Source organism: Mycobacterium sp., from assembly GCF_008709575.1.
In the GTDB taxonomy this organism is placed as follows: Bacteria; Actinomycetota; Actinomycetes; order Mycobacteriales; family Mycobacteriaceae; genus Mycobacterium.
This window is the reverse complement of the sequence record NZ_VYIK01000006.1, coordinates 35555-50892: the sequence shown is the minus strand read 5'-3', so window position 1 is coordinate 50892 and position 15338 is coordinate 35555. Positions and strand designations below refer to the sequence as shown.

The window sequence follows — 15338 nt, the reverse complement described above, 5'->3', positions numbered from 1 at the left end:
CGCATCGAGTGCGGCGGCATCACGCGGATGTGCCGTAACCCCCGCCGCCGGGGGTTTCGATCACCAGGGCGTCGCCGGGCCGCACCGCGGTCGAGTCGCAGCCCGCCAACTCGTCAATGCTGCCGTCGGCGCGTTGCACCCAATTGCGTCCCAGCTGTCCGGGTGAGCCGCCGGCCATGCCGTAGGGCGCGATGCGGCGGTGCCCCGACAGGATGGTCGCGGTCATCGGCTGCCTGAACTCGATCCGGCGCCGTGCGCCGTCGCCCCCGCGCCACCGTCCGGCCCCGCCGCTGCCACGGCGGATGGCGAACTCCCGCAACAGCACGGGGAATCGCCACTCCAGCACTTCGGGATCGGTGAGCCGGGAGTTGGTCATGTGCGTCTGCACGACCGACGCGCCGTCGAACCCGTCACCGGCCCCCGAGCCCGATCCGATCGTTTCGTAGTACTGGTGCCGCTCGTTGCCGAACGTGACGTTGTTCATCGTTCCGGAGCCTTCGGCCTGCACCCGCAGCGCCGCCAACAGTGCGCCGGTGATCGCCTGCGAGGTTTCGACATTTCCGGCCACGACGGCGGCCGGGTAGGTCGGCGCCAGCATGGACCCCTGCGGGACCACGATGTGCAGCGGGCGCAGGCACCCGTCGTTGAGCGGGATGTCGTCGGCGACCAGCGTCCGGAACACGTAGAGCACCGCGGCCCGCACCACCGAGGTCGGCGCGTTGAAGTTGGAATCCAGCTGGGCCGAGGTTCCGGTGAAGTCGATGACGGCGCTGCGGTCTGCGCGGTCGACGGTGACCCGAACGGCGATCGTTGCACCGCAATCCATCTGGTAGCGGTATTCGCCGTCCTCGAGCTTGTCGATGACGCGGCGAACGGCGGCTTCGGCGTTGTCCTGCACATGGCGCATGTAGGCCGAGACGACGTCGAGCCCGAAGTGGTCGATCATCGCGTTGACCTCGTCGACACCCTTCTGGTTGGCGGCGATCTGGGCGCGCAGGTCGGCGAGGTTGGTGTCGGGGTCGCGCGAGCGTCCTTCGGTGAGCAGCTGCCGCGTCGCGGCTTCCCGGAACGTCCCATCCTCGGCCAGCAGCCAATTGTCGAACAGCACGCCTTCCTCGTCGATGTGGTGACTGTCGGCGGGCATGGAGCCCGGCGTGGATCCGCCGATTTCGGCATGATGCCCGCGAGACGCCACGAAGAACAGGAGCTGTTGGCCGGCGCGGTCGAAGACCGGGGTCACCACGGTGATGTCCGGCAAATGCGTGCCACCGTGGTAGGGGTCGTTGACGGCGTACACGTCGCCGGGCTTTATCGCACCGCAGCGCCGGCGGAGCACTTCATGGACAGTGCCGCCCATCGAGCCCAGATGCACCGGGATGTGCGGCGCATTGGCGACCAGATTTCCGCCCGAGTCGAAAAGCGCACAGGAAAAGTCCAGTCGCTCGCGGATATTCACTGACTGCGCGGTGGCTTGCAACCTGATGCCCATCTGTTCGGCGACCGCCATGAACAGGTTGTTGAAGATCTCCAAGAACACCGGGTCGGCCGCGGTGCCGGCGTCCGGCGGGGCAGGGGCGATCACCCGCTCGACGATCAGGTGCCCGGTGGGAGTCGTCACCGCCTGCCAGCCGTCGTCGACGACGGTGGTGGCGTTGGCTTCGGCGATGATCGCCGGGCCGGTCACGACCTCTCCGGGCCGCATCCGCTCCCGCTGGTACAGCGGCGCGTCGCGCCAGGAGCCGGCCGAAAACATCGGCACGGTTGCCGCCGGGCCGCCGTGTTCGCCGAGCTCCGCCATCTGTTCGCCCAGGTGCGACAGATCGGGTTGCTCGGCAAGCCCGGTCGCCTCGACCGAAATCGCGTCGGCGATCAGCGGACGGTCCAACAGGAACGAATACATCGCCCGGTGGCCGGCCTCGAATGTGTTGATCATCGCTGTCAGGTCCGCCGCCCCGGCGAAATCGACTCCGATCGTGGTGTCGGTGCCCTCGTACCGCAGCTGCACCCGTCGCGCCACCCGGATCCGCCCGGCCGGAATCCCCTGGGCGGCCAACTCTGCGCGCGCGGTCTGCTCCAGCTCATCGGCGAGGGCGGACAACGTGTCCAGGGCGGCGCGATCGAGCACAACCTGCACGGCCCGCTCGCGCATCACGGTGGTGTCGGCCAGGCCGATCCCCAGCGCCGAGAGCACCCCGGCCAGCGGCGGGACGAGCACGGTGCGAATGCCCAGCGCGTCGGCGACCGCGCAGGCGTGCTGGCCGCCTGCTCCGCCGAATGTGGTCAGTGCGTACCGGGTGACGTCGCGCCCCTTCTGCACGGAGATCTTCCTGACGGCGGTGGCCATGTTGGCAACCGCGATCTGCACGAATCCCGCGGCGACCTGTTCGGGTGTGCGGTCGTCACCGGTGCGGGCCCGGATGTCGGCGGCCAGGTCGGCAAAGCCGCGCCGCACCACCTCGGTGTCCAGCGGCTGGTTGCCGTCGGGGCCGAACACGGCGGGAAAGTACGCGGGCTGGATGCGGCCCAGCATCACGTTGGCGTCGGTGACGGTGAGCGGCCCGCCGCCGCGGTAGCAGGCCGGACCGGGATCGGCCCCCGCCGAGTCCGGACCGACCCGGTACCGGCTTCCGTCGAAGTGCAGGATCGACCCACCGCCGGCGGCCACCGTGTGGATGGCGAGCATCGGGGCCCGTAACCGGACCCCGGCCACCTCGGTGGTGAACACCCGCTCGTAGGTCCCGGCTCCGGCATAGTGCGACACGTCGGTGGAAGTGCCGCCCATGTCGAAGCCGATCACGTGGTCGAATCCGGCCAGTGCCGACATCCGCGCCATACCGACGATCCCGCCGGCCGGTCCGGACAGGATCGCGTCCTTGGCGCGCAAGTGCCCGGCCTCGGCCAGGCCGCCGTTAGACTGCATGAACATCAGCCGCACCCCGCTCAGCTGGTCTGCCACCTGGTTGACGTAGCGGCGCAGCACCGGGGACAGGTAGGCGTCGACGACCGCGGTGTCGCCCCGCGGAACCAGCTTCATCAGCGGACTGACCTCCGAGGACAGCGAGACCTGGTCGAACCCGATCTGCGCGGCGAGCTCGCCGATCTGCCGCTCGTGCGCCGGGTACAGGTAGCTGTGCAGGCACACCACCGCGACCGCGCCGATACCCTCGTCGCGGGCTTGCTGCAGCGGACCGCGCAATGCCTGCAGGTCGGGTGCCCGCAACACCTCGCCCTCGGCGGTGACCCGCTCGTCGACCTCGACGACCCGCTCGTAGAGCATCTCCGGTGTCACGATGTGTCGGTCGAAAATCCGCGGCCGGTTCTGGTAGCCGATCCGCAGCGCGTCACCGAAACCTCGGGTGATTACCAGCAGCGTGCGCTCACCTTTGCGTTCCAGCAGGGCATTGGTTGCCACCGTGGTGCCCATCCGGACCGCGTCGAGTCGTGCAGATTCGTCGTCGCCGAGCAGGGTGCGGATCCCGGCCACCGCGGCGTCGCGGTAGCGAGCGGGATTCTCCGACAGCAGTTTGTGCGTCAGCAGACGTCCGTCCGGCCGGCGGGCCACGATGTCGGTGAAGGTGCCACCCCGGTCGATCCAGAATTGCCAGCCCGGCCGGCTCATCGGGCGGACTCTGCGGGCCGAGGCTCCAGGGTCACCGGAGGCGCCATGGTTTTATCGTAATTCTGGTCAATTTTGCCGTCGGTGAGCGATCTGGGTCACCTATTGTGAGGCCATGCCCAAGTTGACTGACCTGCCCTCGAACGCGGCGGCCAAACTCCGGCAATACGCCGAACGCGGGGCGGCCGAACTGCACTACCTGCGCAAGATCCTCGAATCCGGCGCGGTGGGATTGCAGCCGCCGCAGCACTATGCCGCGATGGTGGCTGACGCCATGAAATGGGGTGAGATCGGCATGCTGCCGGCGCTCAATGCCCGCCGCAGCCCCAACGGGGTGGCGATCATCGACGACGACGGTACGCTGACGTACCGCGAGCTTGACGACGCAGTCAACGCGGTGGCCCACGGTTTGCTGGACAAGGGTGTACGCGGCGGTGACGGCGTGGCGATCCTGGCCCGCAACCACCGGTGGTTTTGCATCGCAAACTTCGGCTGCGCCCGGGTGGGCGCCCGCATCATCCTGCTCAACAGTGAGTTCTCCGGTCCGCAGATCAAGGAGGTCGCCGAACGCGAAAACGCCAAGCTGATCATCTACGACGACGAATACACCGACGCCGTCAGTAAGGCCGAACCGCCGCTGGGTAAGCTGCGGGCGCTCGGCACCAATCCCGACGCCGACCAGCCCTCGGGCAGTTCCGACGAGACGCTGGCCGACCTGATCGCGCGCAGCAGCGGCGTGCCCGCGCCCAAGGCGACCAGGCACGCGTCGATCATCATCTTGACCAGCGGTACCACCGGCACCCCCAAGGGCGCTAATCGGGGTACGCCCCCGACGTTGGCCCCGATCGGCGGCATCTTGTCGCACGTGCCGTTCAAGGCGGGTGAGGTGACATCGCTGCCGTCCCCGATGTTTCACGCGCTGGGCTACCTGCACGCCACCCTGGCGATGTTCCTCGGCTCGACACTGGTGCTGCACCGGCGGTTCAAGGCGGCCACCGTTCTCGACGACATCGAAAAGCACAAGGTGACCGCGGTTGTCGTCGTCCCGGTGATGTTGTCGCGCATGCTCGACGCGCTGGAGAAGATGCAAACCAAGCCGGATCTGTCCAGCCTGCGGATCGTGTTCGTGTCGGGTTCGCAGCTCGGCGCCGAACTTGCCGTGCGAGCGCTCAAAGACCTCGGTCCGGTCGTCTACAACATGTACGGCTCGACCGAGATCGCGTTCGCCACCATCGCCGGGCCCAAGGATCTGCAGCTCAACCCGTCGACGGTGGGACCGAGGGTCGCCGGGGTGAAGGTCAAGATCTTCGACGACAACGGCAACGAGCTCCCGCGCGGACAGGTCGGGCGGATCTTCGTCGGCACGACGTTCCCGTTCGGCGGCTACACCGGCGGCGGGGGCAAGCAGATCATCGACGGCTTGTTGTCGTCCGGGGACGTGGGCTACTTCGACGAGCACGACTTGCTCTACGTCAGCGGTCGCGACGACGAGATGATCGTGTCCGGCGGCGAGAACGTCTTCCCCGCCGAAGTCGAAGATCTGATCAGCGGGCATCCCGACGTGGTGGAAGCCGCCGCGATCGGCGTCGACGACAAGGAGTGGGGTGCGCGGCTGCGGGCGTTCGTGGTCAAGAAACCCGACGCCGACATCGACGAGGAAACCATCAAGCGCTACGTCCGCGACCATCTCGCTCGCTACAAGGTCCCGCGTGACGTGGTGTTCCTCGACGAGTTGCCGCGCAATCCGACCGGCAAGATCCTCAAACGCGAGCTGCGCAAAGTGGAACTGACGTAGGTCCTCGCGGCTCCTTGCCGCCGCGACCAGCCTTATCCGCCGAACCCGGTCACGCCGTCGAGTTGTTCGCGCAGGATGTCGAGGTGGCCGGCGTGGCGTGCGGTCTCCTCGATCATGTGCACATAGATCCACCGCAGCGCCACCTGTCCGAGGCGCACGTGCGGCACAGTGTGGTCGAGCGGAAAACGCGCCGCGATACGCCGCGACTGCGTGCACTGCGCCCGGTATTCGGCGACCAGCGTCTCCAGCGACTCCTCGGGGAGAAACTCGAACTCCCAGCAGCGATCATGGCGGCGAAGGTTGTCATCGGCGCGCTGCTGCAGCAGTTGATCGAACCAGCCGTATTCGGCCCACCGCAGGTGTTTGACCAACCCGCCCACCGTCGTCTGCGAAGTGACCAGACGACGGCGGGCATCGGCATCGGAGAGACCCGAGACCTTCTGCACGACAATGTCTCGGTAGTCGTCGAGGAACGCCTCCAGTGTGGCGCGCTCGTCGATTGGCCCTAGCTCGCGGCGATGTGCTGGTGGAGTCAGCGTCGGTCCCGAATGTGGCGCGTGACCTGGGCAGAGAGCTTCGGATCGGCCAGCAGCTCTTCGATGAGTGCGCTGAGGACCTCTTGCCCGGTGACCCGGGCGACACCGAGGCGGTCGGCGGCTTCGCGTTGCCAGATGTCGAGGGCCCGGTGGGTGGCGGGTGAGAGGTCGACGGTCCGGCGTGTTTTTTGGCCACGGGTGCGCTGCACGAGTTTACGGCGGACGTTGAGACGCTCCGTCGGGACGACCGCGTCGGGCGGTGCTGAGCCGGTCGGCTGGGCCGACCCAGCAGGCACCCTCGGAGCGGACTTGTCGCGGAACGATCCTGCGCTGGATTGCATGCGAATGCTCGACCCTCCTGTTGGCGTATTTCAGTACATCAGGACTTGCGCACGTGCGTCAATGTGGAGACCACCGGATCGGGCGTGCGGTTCCCGGACTCGGCCGATCGGTGACTAACGATACACTTTAAAAGTTGCTGTACAGCAGGTTATATCGAAAATAGGATGCCTTATTACGAGGTGCATACTTTTGGCTTCTACCCGAGAAAGAAGCCCGCAAGGAACGGGCAGGGCACCACTATGCCATCTCCGGAAGACATTAGGTAATGAGCTACGGATCTACTGGGACAAGTAGCGAGTTATTCGGCTTCTAGCTGCTCATTCGATGATAAAGATCATGACAGGATTCAGTATCAGCCGACATCAGTAAAGCATGAATTAAGTAACTAAATGAAATCATGTTATTGCCAGACTATCGCTATTTCGGCTAGGACGTCGAATACATTCACAGGGCCATGGCAGACTCTTTTACGAGATTTGCTAGAAAATAAATTGTATTGTTTCGGTTGTCGGTTATCAGCAAATCAAGGAGCAACCAATGTTGAAGTTGCTCTCGTCGGCCGGTCGCCTGGCAACTAATGCTGTTGGAGCCACCATGGTGGCCGGTGCGATGTTGGTCGGTGCCGCTCCCGCGGCAAATGCAGCGCCGTTATCCCACATCCCGTTAGGTCACCACCTGATCCGTCGTCACGGCCCGATGGGTCATCATGACCACTTCGGGCGTGGTGATCACTTCGGGCGCGGTGATCACTTCGGGCGTGGTGACTACTTCGGGCGCGGTGACTACTTCGGGCGCGGAGGCCCGTTCCCTGGACGCCCGCCGTTTCCTCCGGGCCCGCCGTTTCCTCCGGGCCCGCCGTTTCCCCCGGGCCCGCCGTTTCCCCCACCGCCTGGCCCGTGACGCTGAGTCCACGAGGGAAGCACCGGCTGGCCTCGCCGATAGGCAGGCGAGGCCAGCCGGCCTCCAAGCCGATTCACGAAGACAATTCACGCCGATCTGACACCAGGCAGGCGTGAATTTTTGCGTGCGGAGGCGCTAACCCTACGGATCGCGAGGCAGACCGAGCAGCCGCTCGGCGATGATGTTGAGCTGTATTTCCGAGGTGCCGCCGTAGATCGTGGTGGCGCGGCTGGCCAGCAGGTACTGGTTCCACTTGCCCGGCAGCTGCTCGGGGTCGCCGATCGCAGCTTCGGTGCCGAACGTGGACACGGCGAACTCCGCGTAGCCCTGCGTGGTGCGCATCGACAACAGCTTGGAGATCGCCGCCGACGGCATCGCGTCCCCGCCGGCCAGAGTCAGCAGCGTCGAGCGCATATTGAGCAGCTTGGTGGCGTGGCCTTCGGCGATCAACTGTCCGGCCCGGTTCTGGGCAACCTGGTCGAATTGGCCGTCACGCATGAATTCGACGAGCTGGTCGAGGCTGGCCAAAAACGGTGACTCGCTGCTGCCGATCGACACCCGCTCCGCGGTCAGGGTGTTGCGGCTGACCTCCCAGCCCCGGTTCACCTCGCCCAGCACCATCTCGTCGGGCACGAACACGTCGTCGATGAACACAGTGTTGAACATCGCGCCACCGGTGAGTTCGCGCAGCGGCTTGACCTGCACGCCTTCGCTGTGCATGTCCAGCAGAAAATAGGTGATGCCGTTGTGCTTCGGTGCCGACGGGTCGGTACGGGCCAGCAGGGCTCCCCAGTGGGAGAGCTGCGCGGCGGTCGTCCAGATCTTCTGTCCGGTGATCCGCCAGCCGCCCTCGGCTCTGGTCGCCTTGGTGGTCAACCCGGCCAGATCGGATCCGGCGCCGGGCTCGGAAAACAGTTGGCACCAAAAGATCTCGCCTCGGAAGGTCGCCGGCAGAAAACGCTGCTTCTGCTCCTCGGTGCCGAATGCGACGATCGACGGGACGATCCAGGCCGCGATACCGATCTGCGGGCGCTTGACTCGCCCGGTGCTGAATTCCTGGGCGATGATGATCTGCTCCACCGGGCCGGCCGACCGCCCCCACGGCTTCGGCAGATACGGCAGCACCCAGCCACCCTCGGCGATTGCCGCGGTGCGCTGCTCACGCGGCATTGCCTTGAGCGCGGCGACCTCCGCGCGGATTTCGGCGCGCAGTTGCTCAGTGTCGGGGTCCAGGTCGATGTCGAGTTGGCGCATCCCGGTGCTGGTCGCACTATCGAGCACCCGCTGCGGGTAGTCGCTGCGACGACCGAAGGACGCGGCCAGCATCAGCGCGCGGCGGTAGTAGACGTTCGTGTCGTGTTCCCAGGTGTAGCCGATGCCGCCGTGCACCTGGATGCAGTCCTGCGTGCAGCGTTGAGCAGCCGCCGGCGCCAAGGTCGCGGCCACCGCGGCGGCGAACTCGACTCCCGACCCGTTACCGGCGCGGGCCTCGTCGATCGCGCGCGCGGCATCCCACACCGCCGCGGTGGCGCGCTCGGTGTCGGCGATCATTTCCGCGCACCTGTGCTTGACCGCCTGGAACTGGCCGATCGGCCTTCCGAATTGTTCGCGGATCTTGGCGTATTGCGCCGCGGTGTCGGTGGCCCATCGGGCGACTCCGACGGCCTCAGCGGACAGCAAGGTCGAGATCAGGGCGTGCGCGACAGGCATGCTGAGGTTGCTCAGTACGGCGTCGTCGCTGACTTCGATGGCATTGGCCCGCACGTGGGCGACCGGTCGCAGCGGATCCACGCTCTGGACCGGCTCGATCTCGACGTGATCGGCGCGCAGCACGACCCACTCGTCGCCGCTGTCGATCGCCACCGGCAGCACCAGGATGGAGGCCTGAGCGGCGGCGGGCACCGCGCGCACCTCGCCCCGGATCACCAGGTTGTCGGGGTCGTGCCGGGTTGCCGTTAAGCCCGAAACCGGCGCGTAGGCGGCGATGGCCTTGCCGGACGTCAGCTCGGCGAGCACCTTGGCGTCGGGATCATGCGCGGCGATCAGTGCGCTGGCGATCGCCGACGGCACGAACGGGCCCGGCACCGCGCCGTAGCCGAACTCGGCGAGCACAATCGCCAGCTCAAGGATGCCGAAGCCCTGTCCACCGACGGATTCAGCAAGGTGTACCCCCTGCAGGCCTTGTTCTGCCGCAGCCTGCCAGTACGGTGGAGGATTGTCGATGGGGGTCTCTAGCGCGGCGTGTAAGACCTCCGATGGCGCCACCCGCGCCACAAAGGACCGCACCGAATCGGCCAAGTCTTGATGCTCAGGGGTGATCGCGATCGGCATTGGTCGCCTTCCTAGCGTGTGCAGGGTCGTTTCCCCCTCAATCTAATAACCGGTCGGTTGGTTGACGACAGGGGTCGGCACTCGCGTGTGCGGCGAGCGTCAAGCCGTCGCGTACCGGCACGAGGTGGATTTCCTGCCGATCTGGCGCCGTTCCCAGTGGTAACGGGCCTTGACACCGTTCCCGCGCGGGATGCACGCCTGCCGATGGCTCATCACGACGCGCAAGCCCGGCCCGACACGGCCCGCACGCGGGCGGGGAACGCCCGACACGGCCCGCACGCGGGCGGGGAACGAAATCAGATCAGCGCCAGGTTATCGGCGCCGGCGTGGCGGACCGCGTCGATGGGAATGGATTGGTCGAGAGTCGCGAACCGGCCGCCGTGGGCGGTTGCCAGGGCGAGGAGATATGCGTCGGTGACCTGGCGATGCCCGTGCAACCGCGAGTAGTCGATCAGTTCGTTGTCGAGCAGGCTGACTGAACAGGGCCAGTATTGGTGGTAGTCGGTCGCCGCAGCGCGGGCCAGTCTGCCGATTGCCTGAGCGGGCGGCACCGGGCTGGGGTAGCGCGGCTGGCTGACGATGCGCACGAAGCCGTTTTGGGTGATTGCACACGATGCCCAGCCGTGCCCGATCTCGGCACCGATCCACCTGCGGACACGCGAGTGGTCGACGTGGTCGCTGTCGAGCAGTGCGATGAGAACACCCACGTCGAGCAGCGCCCGCGTCACACGGCCTCCTCGTCACGCAGCCGGTCGATCAGCGCACTAGATACCGCGGGACCCCGATGGTCGAAGGGTTCGAACCCGTAGAAGCTCGCTCCTGGCGTGCGCAAATCAAGGTCGTTCCGTTGTGTGAGAGCCTGGCGGGCAAGATCGGACAGAACCTCACCTGCGGTGCGGTTCTCACGGCGCGCGCGCTCCTTCACCGCGAGCAGTACGTCATCATCCAACGACAGCGTGGTGCGCATGCATCTGATGTTAGCGCATCACGCCGAGCCGGCTCTGGGATCATCTCAGCGCCATCGCGCGGCGATCCACTTGGCAATCGTGTCGGCCTGCTCGCTGCGTGCCCCGGGGGTGGTGAAGTAGTGGTCGGTGTCGATGGCGCAGAGCGACTTGTCCACTGTCCCCAACGCTTCGTAGATCCGTCGGGCGTCGGACGGAAACACCCCGGTGTCGGCTTCGGCGTTGATCACCAGTGCCGGGCAGGTAATGCGCGCCAGGTGGGGCTCGGCCCGGGTCTGCGCGGTCCGCAGGCTCCACATCGAAAGCCAGTTGCGCAGCGTGCAGGCTGCCGCGATCCCGTGTGCTGAGCGGTTGGCACTGGCCGGTACGCCCGCGTAACACATGTTCGGGATACGCTTGGTCGGCTCGATCGTCGGGTCAACCATGCGCGGATCCGCCCAGGTACGCATCACCGTGAAGGGACGGTCGGAAAAACCTGCTGCGCGAACCCGTTTCAGTTCGCTCTCGACCCAGTCGGTGATGGCTTCGTTGCGTGCGATCTGCGCAGACCGGTAGCGCCTGAGGAACTCCTCGGAGAACGGGGGACCGTTGGTTGCGTTGAACAGGTCCAGATCAGGATTGGTTGGCAAAGGATCGTTTTCGTCGATGACCGCGGCGTCCATCCACGCAGTCAAGACGTCGGGGCGCCCGGGATGCGCAGCGCTGGCGATGTAGCCGTCGGCTGGGAGCAGGTCGGTCAGCCCGGCAGCCGGTCGCATACCCGGCAGTGGCGTCACGTTCGGCTCGACTGCCTGTGACTGGTACGCCGCCATCAGCGAGCCACCGCCGGAATTACCCAGCAAAACTACGGCTTCCACGCGTTGTATTTCGTAGAGCCAGCGGACACCTACGCCGATGTCGACCAGGGCGTGGTCGAGCAGGAAACTGCTCTCGAATCCCCGAAATCGGGTGTTCCAGCCCAGAAATCCGATGCCGCGGGTGGCGAGGTAATCCGCGAGATAGTGCTCGGAGAAGTCGATTTGGTAATGGGTGGCGATCACGGCCACCTTCGGCCTGCGACCCACGCCGCGGTGATAGAGCCCCTGGCAGGGATGCCCGCCCGCACCGGCGCGACGCGCGGTCGGTGACGGCAACCCGATGAACTCACGGATTACCCCCGGCGTGCCGGTCTTGGGAGTCACCTCACCGATCCCCCGGTGATCTGACCCGGCCGAAGATTCCGGCCGGCGGGCCACCGCGCGTCGACAACCTGCTGCGCTGCCCGGGCCGCCCGGACGCGGTAGCCACGGCCACGCCCCGCTCCTTCACCCCTGCACCGCTGGAAGAGAATCCCACCTGATGCTAGATTCTGATCCGGATCTCCGCCAGGAAACAGCGATACGCGATGCCCACGGACGGGAGGCGGGCGATGATCAAGCCGCACAATCCCAACACCGAATTCGAGCTTGGCGGGATCAACCACGTCGCCCTGGTCTGCTCGGACATGGCGCGCACCGTCGACTTCTACTCGGGCGTTCTGGGCATGCCGTTGGTGAAATCTCTCGATCTGCCCGGCGGGGCCGGTCAGCATTTCTTCTTCGACGCCGGCAACGGGGACTGCGTCGCGTTCTTCTGGTTCGCCGACGCACCGGATCGGGTGCCGGGTATCTCCTCACCGGCCGCGCTCCCGGGTATCGGCGAAATCACCAGCGCGGTTAGCACGATGAACCACCTCGCCTTCCACGTCCCGCCCGACAAGTTCGACGCTTACCGGCAGCGACTCAAGGACAAGGGAGTTCGGGTCGGTCCGGTGCTTAACCACGACGAGAGCGAGCGGCAGGTCTCGGCCACCGTACACCCGGGCGTCTACGTGCGATCGTTCTATTTTCAAGACCCCGACGGTATAACGCTTGAGTTCGCCTGCTGGACTAAGGAATTCAGTGACGCCGACGCGCATGTCGTGCCGAAGACCGCGGCCGACCGGCGCCAGCCGGTCGGACACTAGTCGTCCCGGTACAGCATTGGGTCGCCGAGATGGTCCAGCAGCGACGCAAGCTGTTCCACAAGTTGCTCGGCGGTTAGCCGCACCGCGCCGGCCAGCCAGGCGCTCAGGGTCTGCCCGACCCCACCTACCACGAAATATGCTGTGGCCCTGATTCGCTCGTTGGGCTGCATGCGCAGCACAGCGCCCGCCTGCTGGCCGGATAGCATGGCGAACAGTGCACCGGACTCCTCGCGCTTGCGAATCAGCACCGGGCTGGCCGGCGGTGAGCTGAACAACAGACGGCCGACCCGGGGATCGCCGTCGATGGCCCGCACAATGCTGGCCATCGCGGCGCGCGTTTGCTCCTCGGGGGACGCCCCGGCCACTGCGGCCTGAGTGGTGGCGGCCAGTTCGGCGATCACCCAGTCGAAGACCGCGCCGACGAATTCGTCCTTGTTGGCGAAGCTTTCGTAGAAGTAGCGCGCGGCCACGCCGGCTCGCCGACAGATGCCCCGGACGGTCAGCCCGGCGACCGGATCGGCGCCGAGCATATCCAGACCGGCGGACATCAGCCGACCCCTGCGGTCAGCCAGCCGGTCGGCGGGCTCGACACCCCGGTAGGGCCGTGCGCTGGTCTGGGTTGCCAATCCCACGGGCACCATCTTGACACCCGGCGCCGCGGGCGACAATATCAGGAAACGGGTGTTCTCAGAATGTGCGGGCAGGTGGCGATGACCGTTCAACACGTCGAGCGTGCGGTCAGTGATCCTCCGATCCCCGGGACGGCGCGCCGTCGGCCCCGGCGGGCCGTGGGGATCGAGGACACGTTGATGGGCCTGGCGCTGCTGCTCGGCCCGGCCAATGTGATCATGCAGTTGGCCTTGCCCGGCGTCGGTTACGGCGTGCTGGAGAGCCGCGTCGAAGGCGGCCGGCTGGACCGGCATCCGATCAAGCGGGCCCGCACCACGTTCACTTACCTGGCGGTGGCGATGGCGGGCACCGCCCCCCAGCAGGCGGCGTTCCGCCGGGCGGTGAACCGGGTGCATGCCCAGGTCTATTCGACCGCCGACAGCCCGGTCACCTATAACGCGTTCGACCCGGAACTGCAGCTGTGGGTGGCGGCCTGCCTCTACAAGGGCGGCGTCGACTTTTATCGCGTGTTCGTCGGCGAGATGGACGACGACGCCGCCGAACGGCACTATCGCGAGGGCATGGTCCTTGGCACCATGTTGCAGGTGCCGCCGCAGATGTGGCCGGCCGACCGCAGGGCCTTCGACGAGTACTGGCAGAAGTCACTGGACCGAGTTCACATCGACGATGCGGTTCGCGACTATCTCTACCCGATCGCGGCGGGCCGGGTACCGGGGCTGAGGTTGCCCGCGTGGTTGCAACGGTGGGCCGATAAGCCCGGACTCCTGATTACCACCGGGTTTCTGCCACAACGGTTTCGCAACGAGATGCACTTGCGGTGGGACGCTGCCAGGCAACGGCGTTTCAACCGGCTTATCGCCGTGCTGCGCACGGTCAACAACCTGATGCCGCGCTGTGTCCGGCAGTTCCCGTTCAACGTGTTGCTGTGGGATGTGGACCGGCGGATCAGGACCGGCCGCCCGTTGGTGTGAGGCTCAGCCGCGCGGGCGGATGTGGCGCACCGAGGCGAACCGGGCAAAATCGCGAAGGTAGTCTCGGTTTGGTGCGTACCGACGGTGACAGCTGGGACATCACGACGAGTGTCGGTGCGACCGCGTTGAACGTGGCCCTCGCCCGGGCGCTGGAGGCGAAAAAGCCCGACCCGCTGGCGGTCGATCCGTTCGCCGAGGTGTTTTGTCGGGCCGTGGGCGGCACCGCGGCCGATGTGCTGGACGGCAAGGCTCCCACACACCATCTGACGACCAGCGATTTCGGCCGGCATTTCGTCAACTACCAGGGTGCCCGCACGCGGTATTTCGACACCTACTTCGCCAGGGCCGCCGACGCGGGAGTGCGCCAGATCGTCATTCTGGCTGCCGGACTGGATTCGCGCGCCTACCGGCTGACCTGGCCCGACGCCACGACGATCTTCGAGTTGGACCGTCCGCAGGTCCTCGACTTCAAACGCGAGGTGCTCGCGAAGCAGGGTGCTACAGCCAGGGCCGAACGCCGCGAGATCGCGGTTGACTTGCGAGAGGACTGGCCGCACGCGTTGCGGGACGGCGGATTCGACCCGGCCCGGCCGTCGGCCTGGATCGCCGAAGGTCTGTTGATTTATCTCCCGGCTGTGGCGCAGGAGGAATTGTTCGTCGGCATCGACTCGTTGTCCTGCCCGGGCAGCCATGCTGCGATCGAGGATGGCGCTCCGATGCCGCCCGACGAGTTCGTGGCGGCCGTCGAGGCCGAACGGGCAGCCAACGCCGCGGGCGACCCGCGGATGTTCTTCCAGCTGGTCTACAACGAGCAGTGCGCGCCGGCCGAGCAGTGGTTCGCCGCGCACGGCTGGACCGCGGTCGCAACCCCATTGGGGGATTACCTGCGCGAACTCGGCCGCCCGGTGCCCGGACCGGATAGCGAAGCCGGACCGATGATCGCCCGTAACACGCTGGTCAGCGCCGTCAAAGCCTAGGCGAGCGCGGGCCGGCGTCGGTGTGCGGTGGAACCGCGGCGCCGTCGAGACCGACTCTTTGTCATGGTCGGCTCGGGGAAAGGCGGCACAAAGACCGGCATAAAGACATTCGTTTCCCGTTTTCGCAGACGCGGACCCGTGTTAGCATCCGTCGAAGCCGTACCGCAAATGATTTGCATCACGGGCGGAGTAGCAGTCGATGAAGAGACAGTCATGACGACGCAGGGACAGCGGCCGGATTTCGGCCACCGGGTAACCGGCCTCGGACTTCCGGTCACCTCCGGCGCCTCG

Annotated in this window: 12 protein-coding genes; 4 read left to right on the top strand and 8 right to left on the bottom strand. The window is 66.4% G+C overall.

The window, feature by feature from the left end; genetic code table 11:
- Positions 1–19 precede the first annotated feature (19 nt).
- Positions 20–3619, bottom strand: a complete 3600-nt coding sequence (locus F6Q13_RS02490) for a hydantoinase B/oxoprolinase family protein (protein WP_293051758.1) — start codon at positions 3617–3619, stop codon at positions 20–22.
- A 112-nt stretch (positions 3620–3731) separates the two neighbouring features.
- Between F6Q13_RS02490 and fadD2 the strand changes: the two genes are divergently transcribed.
- Positions 3732–5411, top strand: a complete 1680-nt coding sequence (gene fadD2, locus F6Q13_RS02485; protein ID WP_293051755.1) for a long-chain-fatty-acid--CoA ligase FadD2 — start codon at positions 3732–3734, stop codon at positions 5409–5411.
- 32 nt (positions 5412–5443) lie between these two features.
- Here fadD2 and F6Q13_RS02480 read toward each other — a convergent pair whose 3' ends face one another.
- From F6Q13_RS02480 to F6Q13_RS02455, 6 genes are all read right to left on the bottom strand, one after another.
- Complete coding sequence (locus tag F6Q13_RS02480; protein ID WP_293051818.1) at positions 5444–5893, bottom strand: DinB family protein; 450 nt, start codon at positions 5891–5893, stop codon at positions 5444–5446.
- A 50-nt stretch (positions 5894–5943) separates the two neighbouring features.
- Positions 5944–6243, bottom strand: a complete 300-nt coding sequence (locus F6Q13_RS02475) for a hypothetical protein (protein WP_293051753.1) — start codon at positions 6241–6243, stop codon at positions 5944–5946.
- 1087 nt (positions 6244–7330) lie between these two features.
- Complete coding sequence (locus tag F6Q13_RS02470; RefSeq protein ID WP_293051751.1) at positions 7331–9520, bottom strand: acyl-CoA dehydrogenase; 2190 nt, start codon at positions 9518–9520, stop codon at positions 7331–7333.
- 296 nt (positions 9521–9816) lie between these two features.
- The gene (locus F6Q13_RS02465) at positions 9817–10248 is read right to left on the bottom strand and encodes a TA system VapC family ribonuclease toxin (protein WP_293051748.1); all 432 of its coding nucleotides are present in this window, start codon (positions 10246–10248) and stop codon (positions 9817–9819) included.
- Positions 10245–10487 carry a CopG family transcriptional regulator gene (locus F6Q13_RS02460; protein WP_293051744.1) on the bottom strand — a complete coding sequence of 81 codons (243 nt, stop codon included), beginning with the start codon at positions 10485–10487 and terminating at the stop codon, positions 10245–10247. Before F6Q13_RS02460 ends, F6Q13_RS02465 begins: the two co-directional genes overlap by 4 nt.
- A gap of 45 nt (positions 10488–10532) precedes the next feature.
- On the bottom strand, positions 10533–11666 hold the full coding sequence (locus tag F6Q13_RS02455) for an alpha/beta hydrolase (RefSeq protein ID WP_293051741.1): 1134 nt from the start codon (positions 11664–11666) through the stop codon (positions 10533–10535).
- Positions 11667–11893: 227 nt separating this feature from the next.
- Between F6Q13_RS02455 and F6Q13_RS02450 the strand changes: the two genes are divergently transcribed.
- A complete protein-coding gene (locus F6Q13_RS02450; protein WP_293051738.1) occupies positions 11894–12469 on the top strand; it encodes a VOC family protein in 576 nt (191 codons plus the stop codon).
- Here F6Q13_RS02450 and F6Q13_RS02445 read toward each other — a convergent pair.
- Positions 12466–13110, bottom strand: coding sequence for a TetR/AcrR family transcriptional regulator (locus F6Q13_RS02445; protein WP_293051735.1), 645 nt, complete (start codon positions 13108–13110; stop codon positions 12466–12468). The two genes, F6Q13_RS02450 and F6Q13_RS02445, sit on opposite strands and share 4 nt — an antisense overlap.
- Positions 13111–13179: 69 nt before the next feature.
- On the opposite strand from F6Q13_RS02445, the gene F6Q13_RS02440 reads away from it, so the two are divergent.
- On the top strand, positions 13180–14070 hold the full coding sequence (locus tag F6Q13_RS02440; RefSeq protein ID WP_293051817.1) for an oxygenase MpaB family protein: 891 nt from the start codon (positions 13180–13182) through the stop codon (positions 14068–14070).
- Positions 14071–14141: 71 nt separating this feature from the next.
- Complete coding sequence (locus F6Q13_RS02435) at positions 14142–15047, top strand: class I SAM-dependent methyltransferase (RefSeq protein WP_293051733.1); 906 nt, start codon at positions 14142–14144, stop codon at positions 15045–15047.
- Positions 15048–15338 lie beyond the last annotated feature (291 nt).